Origin of the sequence: Caulobacter sp. SSI4214 (assembly GCF_012184455.1) — a bacterium.
GTDB lineage: Bacteria > Pseudomonadota > Alphaproteobacteria > Caulobacterales > Caulobacteraceae > Caulobacter > Caulobacter vibrioides_E.
On the sequence record NZ_SZWJ01000012.1, the window covers coordinates 72,729 to 79,986 of the forward strand.

A 7,258-nucleotide genomic window follows, 5' to 3' on the forward strand; every position below is an offset into this window, starting at 1 on the left:
CTGTTCTTGGTTAGCTGAGACGCGCCTTGGGAAAGCCCGTCCAGCAGGCGTCATAGTCGTCCTGAAGCGCCGGAGTCTCCAGCGCGAACTTCGTCGGCCGAATGACCCAGCGGCTCTCGAACATGAAGGCCATGGTCCCGTCGATCTTGTGCGGCGCCAGCGCGGCCTCGGTGGCCTTCTTGTGGCTGGCGACGTCGGGTCCGTGATCGCTCATGCAGTTGTGCAAGCTGGCGCCGCCGGGGACGAAGCCGCCCGCCTTGGCGTCGTAGGCGCCATGCACCAGTCCCATGAACTCGCTCATCACGTTGCGGTGGAACCACGGCGGGCGGAACGTGTGCTCGGCCACCATCCAGCGCGGCGGGAAGATCACGAAGTCGCAATTGGCCGTCCCCGGCGTGTCGCTCGGCGAGGTCAGGACCGTGAAGATCGACGGATCCGGATGATCGTAGCTGACGGTGTTGATCGTGTTGAACCGCGCGAGGTCGTAGCGGTACGGCGCGAGATTGCCGTGCCAGGCCACGACGTCCAGCGGGCTGTGATCCCATTCGGCGGCCCAGAGCGCGCCCTGGAACTTCTGGATCACCAAGGTCGGCTCATCGACGTCCTCGAAGGCGGCGACGGGGGTCTCGAAGTCGCGGGGATTGGCCAGGCCGTTGGCGCCGATCGGGCCCAGCTCCGGCAGGCGGAACGGCGCGCCGTGGTTTTCGCAGACATAGCCGCGCGACGGCCCCTCGACCTCGACCCGGAACCGCACGCCGCGCGGGATCACCGCGATGTGGCCGGGACCGGCGGCCAGAACCCCGAACTCCGTCACCAGGGTCAGCACGCCCTGCTGCGGGACGATCAGAAGCTCACCGTCGGCGTCGTAGAAGACGCGGTTCTTCATCGAGGCGTTGGCCAGATAGACGTGGACGCCGATTCCGCTCAGCGTCGCGGCGTCGGCGTTGCCGGCCAGGGTGACAAGGCCGTCGACGAAGTCGGTCGGGGCGGCCGGGATGTCCAGCGGGCTCCAGCGCAGGCGGTTGGGCGTCACCGGGCCGCCGAACGCCGAGACGAGCTTGTCCTGGGCGTAGGGCGCGTAAGGGCCGTGGCCGGCGCTGGGCCGGAGGCGGTAGAGCCAGCTGCGGCGGTTCTCGTGACGCGGCGCGGTGAAGGCCGCGCCCGACAGCTGTTCGGCATAGAGGCCGAACGGAACCTTCTGCGGCGAGTTCTGGCCCACCGGCAGGGCGCCGGGATGGGCTTCGGTCTCGAAATACGAGCCGAAGCCGGTTTGGTACTTGAGCGCGTCGGTGCTGGTCACGTGCGTCCTCCCCCACCCCGACTTTCCCGGCGAACGCCAGGACCCAGATTCATCCGGGGCGGTTCGTGGGCTTCATCTGGGCCCCGGCCTTCGCCGGGAGACGGAGATTGTGGGACGGGGCGCGAGCCCCGTCCATTGGCCCGTATCTAGGCGTCTACCGTGATCACCCCGCGGCGGATCTGATCGAGCTCAATGCTCTCGAACAGGGCCTGGAAGTTGCCGTTGCCGAAGCCCTGATTGCCCTTGCGCTGGATGATCTCGAAGAAGATCGGGCCGAACAGGTTCTCGGTGAAGATCTGCAGCAGCAAGCCTTCCTCGCCGACGGCGCCGTCGATCAGGATGCGGTTCTTACGCAGGCGCTCCAGATCCTCGCCGTGGCCGGGCACGCGCTTGTCGACCAGCTCGTAATAGGTCTCGATGGTGTCCTGTAGCTTGACGCCCCGGGCGCGCAGCTTCTCGACGGTGTCGTAGATATTGTCCGTCGTCAGGGCCAGGTGCTGGATGCCCTCGCCCTTGTATTCGCGGATGAACTCCTCGATCTGGCTCTTGTCGTCCTGGCTCTCGTTCAGCGGGATGCGGATGGCCTTGTCGGGCGCGATCATCGCCTGGCTGAACAGGCCCGTCGCCTGGCCCTTGATGTCGAAATACTTCTGCTCCTCGAAGCCGAAGACCTGATTGTAGAAGGTCGACCAGGTGCGCATCTGGCCCCGGCGGACGTTGTGGGTCAGGTGGTCCAGAAGGTCGAGACCGACATTGTTCTTGGCCTCTTCAAGGGCCGCGCCGGGAACCTGCTCCCAGCCGTCATAGATCGCGCCGCCGTCGCCATAGCGGTCGATCAGATAGAGCAAGGACCCGCCGATGCCCTCCAGCACCTTGGCGTCCGGGCCCAGCAGCGAACCGGAGGCGTCCGCCGCCTTGGCGCCGCGCTTCAGGGCCTCGGCGAAGGCGGTCTCGGCGTTCTCGACGCGGAAGGCCATGCCGTTGGCCGACGGGCCGTGCGCGGCGCGGAAATCGGCGACCTGGCCGCTCGTATCCTCGTTGACGATCAGATTGATACGGCCCTGCTTGTAGCGGGTCGCCGGCTTGGTCGGGTGCCTGCTGGCCGCGACGAAGCCCAGCTGCTCGATCAGGGCCTTCATGGCCGCCGGATCGGGGCTGGTGAACTCGACGAACTCGAAGCCGTCGAGACCCAAGGGGTTCTGTTCCGTGACGAGGCTCATGCCGGTTCTCCCTGCAGGCAGGCGTTCAGCGCCCGCGCGAACGTGTCGATGTTGCTAACGGTCAGGCCGGCCAGATTGATGCGGCCAGAGCCCGCCATGTAGATCCCGTGGTCTTCGCGCAGCTGGGCGACCTGGGCCGGCGACAGCGGCAGCAGGCCAAACAGCCCGTGCTGCCCGCCCAGCGGGGCCAGCAGCGGAACGGCGGCGGCCAGGCGCTGGCGCAAGTCGGCGACCCGCGCGCGCATGGCCTCCAGCTCGGACCGCCACAGCGCGGTCAGGGCCTCGGACTCCAGGATGACGCGAACCACGGCCGCGCCGTGGTCCGGCGGCATCGACCAGTTGGTGCGCGCCAGGGCGCGGATATTGCTGGCGGCGACGTCCAGGGTCGCCGCGTCGCGCGTCAGGGTGTAGAGCGCGCCGACCCGTTCGCGATAAAGGCCGAAATTCTTGTCGCAGGAATAGGCCAGCAGGCCGTCCTGGGCCGCCGCCAGGACAAGGCGCGCGCCGGCGGCGTCCTCGTCGAGGCCCAGCCCCAGGCCCTGATAGGCCAGGTCGATCAGGGGCACGAGGCCCTTGCGGCCGACCAGCTCGGCGATCGCCGCCCATTGCTCGAGGCTGTAGTCGGCGCCCGACGGGTTGTGACAGCAGCCGTGCAGCAGAACGACGTCGCCGGCCTGGGCGGTCTCCAGCGTCGCCATCATCTCGTCGAAGCACAGGCGCTGGGCGCGCTGGTCGTAATGACGGAAGGTCACGGTCTCCAGGCCCAGCTGGTCCAGGATCTGGGTGTGGTTGGGCCAGGTCGGCGCGCCGATGAAGACGCGGAGGTCGGGCTTGGCGGCCTGCAGCAGCTCGCAGGCCAGGCGCACCGCGCCGGTCCCGCCCGGCGTCTGCACGGCGAAGACCTCGTGGCTGACCAGGTCGCCGAAGATGATCGGCTTCAGCAGGTCCAGAAAGCCGAAGTCGCCCTCGGGACCCAGATAGGCCTTGGTCGACTGGCTGTTCAGCAGGAGTTGTTCGGCGGCCTTCACGCAATCCAGAACCGGGGTCGCGCCCGCGTCGTCGCGAAACACGCCCACGCCCAGATCGATCTTCTCGGCGCGCGGGTCGCGGCGATAGGCGCCGATCAGCGACAGCAGCGAGTCCGGCGCCTTGGGCGTCAGGCCGGCGAAGACGGAGGCGTGGGTCATGGCGACTTTCCGAGTGCGAGCGGAAAGCAGCTTATCGCGCCCCGAGGGTCAGAACTTTGCGATGATGACCAATGATCAAGCCATTTTGGTCACATCGTGCCAATGATCTGGATCAAACCTGGCCGATTGTGATCAGCTCAGATAGTCGAGCGGCAGGGCCGTGGAATCCTTGATCGTATCCAGCACGAAGGACGAACGGATGTCCTTGACCGACGGCATCTTCAGCAGCCGCTTCATCGTGAAGTCGGCATAGGCGTCGAGATTGGGCACGGCCACCTTCAGCAAATAGTCGAAGCTGCCGGTCATCACGTGGCAGCTGACCACCTCGGGCTGACGCATCACCGCCTGCTGAAAAGCCTCGGCCGCGCCCTCGACGTGGTTCACCTGCACCTCGACATAGGCCAGGACGTCCAGCTTGGCCTTGCGTCGATCCAGCAGAGCGACATAGCCGCTGATCAGGCCCGAGGCCTCCAGTTGCTTGACGCGCCGCAGACAGGGGCTGGGCGATAGCCCTACCCGCTCGGCCAGATCGACGTTCGAGATCTTCCCGTCCTCCTGCAGGATCTGGAGGATCTTCCTATCGGCGCGGGTAAGTTTCATCGGCGTTGCTTCAGACGTGACCGGGGCCGTCGCGGATCTAGCATGGGTGGCCCAAACGCGCGGCCATTAAGTCAGAACGCGGCTATTTCTTTTTGCAGCCCTCATAGGCCTCGTCGTAGCTCCGACCGAAGCACGCGAGCATGTGGTCCAGGACATTGAGGTTCATCGGCCACTTCATCTCGGCGCCGAACTTCTTGCGAAAATCAGCCGCCAGCTGGGGCCAATCTTTCGGCGCCGGGACGGCCGCCAGACGATCCCGCGCGGCCTGGAGCGCGGCCCGGTCGTTGTCCAGGAACGCCACCGAGCCAATCGCGTATTCCGCGAAGGCATTCGCATACGCGTCGGGGGCGCTCGGATTGACGCCGGCCAGCAGAAGCGGCTTGGCGCGCGCGCGCTGATCCAGCGAGGCCCGCTCCTGTCCCTCGTGCCAGTAGTTCAAGTGAAGCTCGGCGGGCGTCAGCGTCCCCCAGTGCGCCTTACGATAGGCTTCGAGCAGGTCGGCCGCCGCCGCCCGGCATCCAGGCCTCGAAGACAGTGCGCGCCACCCGCCTTCAACGTCCTGATCGAACGCGGCCGGCGTCAAGGCCAGCATCGCCGCGCGGTCATAGGCGCAGGGATCCGGAGACGATGGGGCGGCGGTCGGCGCGGCTTGGGCGAGAACGGCGACCAAGGCGAGGGTGGCGAACACGCGAAATCTCTCTTTAGCGGCATGGCGAGTTCAGGGCGCCCGGGAACGCGCGCATCACAACTTGGCCGGACGTCGCTGGGGCCGCAAGCTTCCCCGCAAAGCAAAACGCCCTGGAGTTTCCTCCAGGGCGTTTCGGATCACTTCCGGCTTCCCCCGTCGGGGTCCGCTTTTCAGTTGGCCAGGCGGCGCAGGAACGAGGGGATTTCCAGGTCCTCGCCGTCGTCGGTCTTCGGCGTCTCGATCGGCGCGAGCTGCGGGCGGGCGCTCTGGGTCGAGCGGGCCTGCGGTTGCGGCGCCGAAGCTTGCTGATCGTAACGCTGGCGACCGCCGCCGAACATCGAGAGCCACCCGCCCTGCTTCTGCGGACGACGCTCTTCGTAATAGTGGTTCTCGCCGAACAGCGGCTCGTCGCCGGCTTCGTCGACCATGGGGTCGACGATCCGCGTCACCTGCCGGGGCGCCGGCTGGGAAATACGCGGTTCTTCAGCTACGGGCGGCTCGTCGTAATAGAGCTCGGCCTCGGGCTGCGGCTGGGGCGCGGCCATGACGATCTCGGGCTCGGGCGCCGGGGCCGGCTCGGGCTGCGGCGCGGGAGCGTAGGCCGACGGACGTTCGACCGGGCGAGCGGCTTCGTAGCGCGAGGTCGGGCGAGCCGGTTCCGGCTGCGGCGCCGGACGGGTCGTCTCGGCGATCAGCGGGGCGGCCGAGGTGTTGCGCGAAACGGGCTTGGGCTCGATCTGGGCGATCGAGGCGCCGTCCATGCCGGTGGCCACGACCGACACGCGGATCACGCCTTCGAGCGACGGATCGAAGGCCGCGCCGAAGATGATGTTGGCTTCCGGATCGACCTGGTCCGAGATCGCGTTGGCGGCCTCGTCGACTTCCAGCAGGGTCATGTCCATGCCGCCGGTCACGTTGACCAGCACGGCCTTGGCGCCCTTCAGCGAGACTTCGTCCAGCAGCGGGTTGGCGATGGCGTTCTGAGCGGCCATCAGGGCGCGGTCCTCGCCGGTGCCCTCGCCGGTGCCCATCATCGCCTTGCCCATCTCGGTCATGACCGTGCGGACGTCGGCGAAGTCGAGGTTGATCAGGCCCGGCAGCACCATCAGGTCGGTGATCGAGCGAACGCCCGAGTGCAGCACCTGGTCGGCCATGCCGAAGGCCTCGGCGAAGGTCGTGCGCTCGTTGGCGACGCGGAACAGGTTTTGGTTCGGGATGACGATCAGGGTGTCGACGTAGCGCTGCAGCTCCTGGATGCCGCTGTCGGCCAGGCGCATCCGGTGACGGCCTTCGAAGTGGAAGGGCTTGGTCACGACGCCGACGGTCAGAATGCCGCGCTCGCGCGCGCACTTGGCGATGATCGGCGCGGCGCCGGTGCCGGTGCCGCCGCCCATGCCGGCGGTGATGAACACCATGTGCGCGCCGTCCAGGTGCTCGCCGATCTCGGGGAAGCTCTCCTCGGCGGCGCTCATGCCCACTTCCGGATGCGCGCCGGCGCCCAGGCCTTGGGTGATCTGGACGCCGAGCTGGATGCGACGGTCCGTCTTGGCGAACTGAAGCTGCTGCGCGTCTGTGTTGGCGACCACGAACTCAACACCTTCGAGACCCGCCTCGATCATGTTGTTCACGGCGTTGCCGCCGGCGCCGCCAACCCCGAACACCACGATGCGCGGCTTCAGCTCGGTGGTACGCGGCGCGGAAAGTGAAATAGCCATGGGACCCTCGCGTCCTTACGCCGAAATCGTCAGATAAACCTCGGCGACACCCAATCGCCGTGATGCCTCGACGATCGTGTTAACAGAACAACCACCATCGTTAATCGGCAGTTAACTGCATAATCTGAGTCGTGGCCGGGTCGAGCGCGACCGTGGGATAAATTGTGGTCTATCAACAGAATCTCCCGGCGAACCAACGGTTCCAGCGGGGATTCACAGGCGCGTGCGACCGAACGCCGCTGAGCACAATTCCGCTGATCGAGCGTTGCGCGAGACAGCAAAAGGCCCGGTCGAGATACTCGACCGGGCCCAAAGGTTAAACTGTAGAGTTACTCACGCTTGAACATTCCAGCGCCGAGACATTGGCGCTGTTAAAGATTGTCCCGCAGCCAGGCGGCCGCCTTGGCCATCGGACTGGCGTTGGGGTCGAGCGGACGCTTGCGCGACACGTTGCCGGCCAGCGCCTTGCTGGACACCGCCTCTCGCGGGCCGAAGGCGGTGCGGTGCAGGGTGCCGGCGGCGGCGCAGAAGGCGGGACCCGAGGCGGC

6 protein-coding genes and 2 pseudogenes are annotated in these 7,258 nt (G+C 67.0%); all 8 read right to left on the bottom strand.

Annotated elements, in window-relative coordinates:
* Window positions 1-10: 10 nt before the first annotated feature.
* Window positions 11-1,300 (bottom strand): homogentisate 1,2-dioxygenase, encoded by a 1,290-nt coding sequence (gene hmgA / locus FCU40_RS05780; RefSeq protein WP_168073569.1) that lies wholly within the window; start codon window positions 1,298-1,300, stop codon window positions 11-13.
* A gap of 146 nt (window positions 1,301-1,446) precedes the next feature.
* Complete coding sequence (gene hppD / locus FCU40_RS05785; protein WP_168073571.1) at window positions 1,447-2,520, bottom strand: 4-hydroxyphenylpyruvate dioxygenase; 1,074 nt, start codon at window positions 2,518-2,520, stop codon at window positions 1,447-1,449.
* Window positions 2,517-3,707: an amino acid aminotransferase gene (locus FCU40_RS05790; RefSeq protein WP_168073573.1), complete on the bottom strand. Its 1,191-nt coding sequence runs from the start codon at window positions 3,705-3,707 to the stop codon at window positions 2,517-2,519. Before FCU40_RS05790 ends, hppD begins: the two co-directional genes overlap by 4 nt.
* 132 nt (window positions 3,708-3,839) lie before the next feature.
* Window positions 3,840-4,307, bottom strand: a complete 468-nt coding sequence (locus tag FCU40_RS05795) for an Lrp/AsnC family transcriptional regulator (RefSeq protein ID WP_004619481.1) — start codon at window positions 4,305-4,307, stop codon at window positions 3,840-3,842.
* Window positions 4,308-4,389: 82 nt separating this feature from the next.
* A complete protein-coding gene (locus tag FCU40_RS05800; RefSeq protein ID WP_175582060.1) occupies window positions 4,390-4,995 on the bottom strand; it encodes a hypothetical protein in 606 nt (201 codons plus the stop codon).
* Between the two features lie 170 nt (window positions 4,996-5,165).
* On the bottom strand, window positions 5,166-6,710 hold the full coding sequence (gene ftsZ / locus FCU40_RS05805; protein ID WP_168073575.1) for a cell division protein FtsZ: 1,545 nt from the start codon (window positions 6,708-6,710) through the stop codon (window positions 5,166-5,168).
* A gap of 15 nt (window positions 6,711-6,725) precedes the next feature.
* Window positions 6,726-6,808: pseudogene (locus FCU40_RS23080) on the bottom strand (hypothetical protein).
* 273 nt (window positions 6,809-7,081) lie between these two features.
* Window positions 7,082-7,258: pseudogene (locus FCU40_RS05810) on the bottom strand (cell division protein FtsA); the annotation flags it as partial.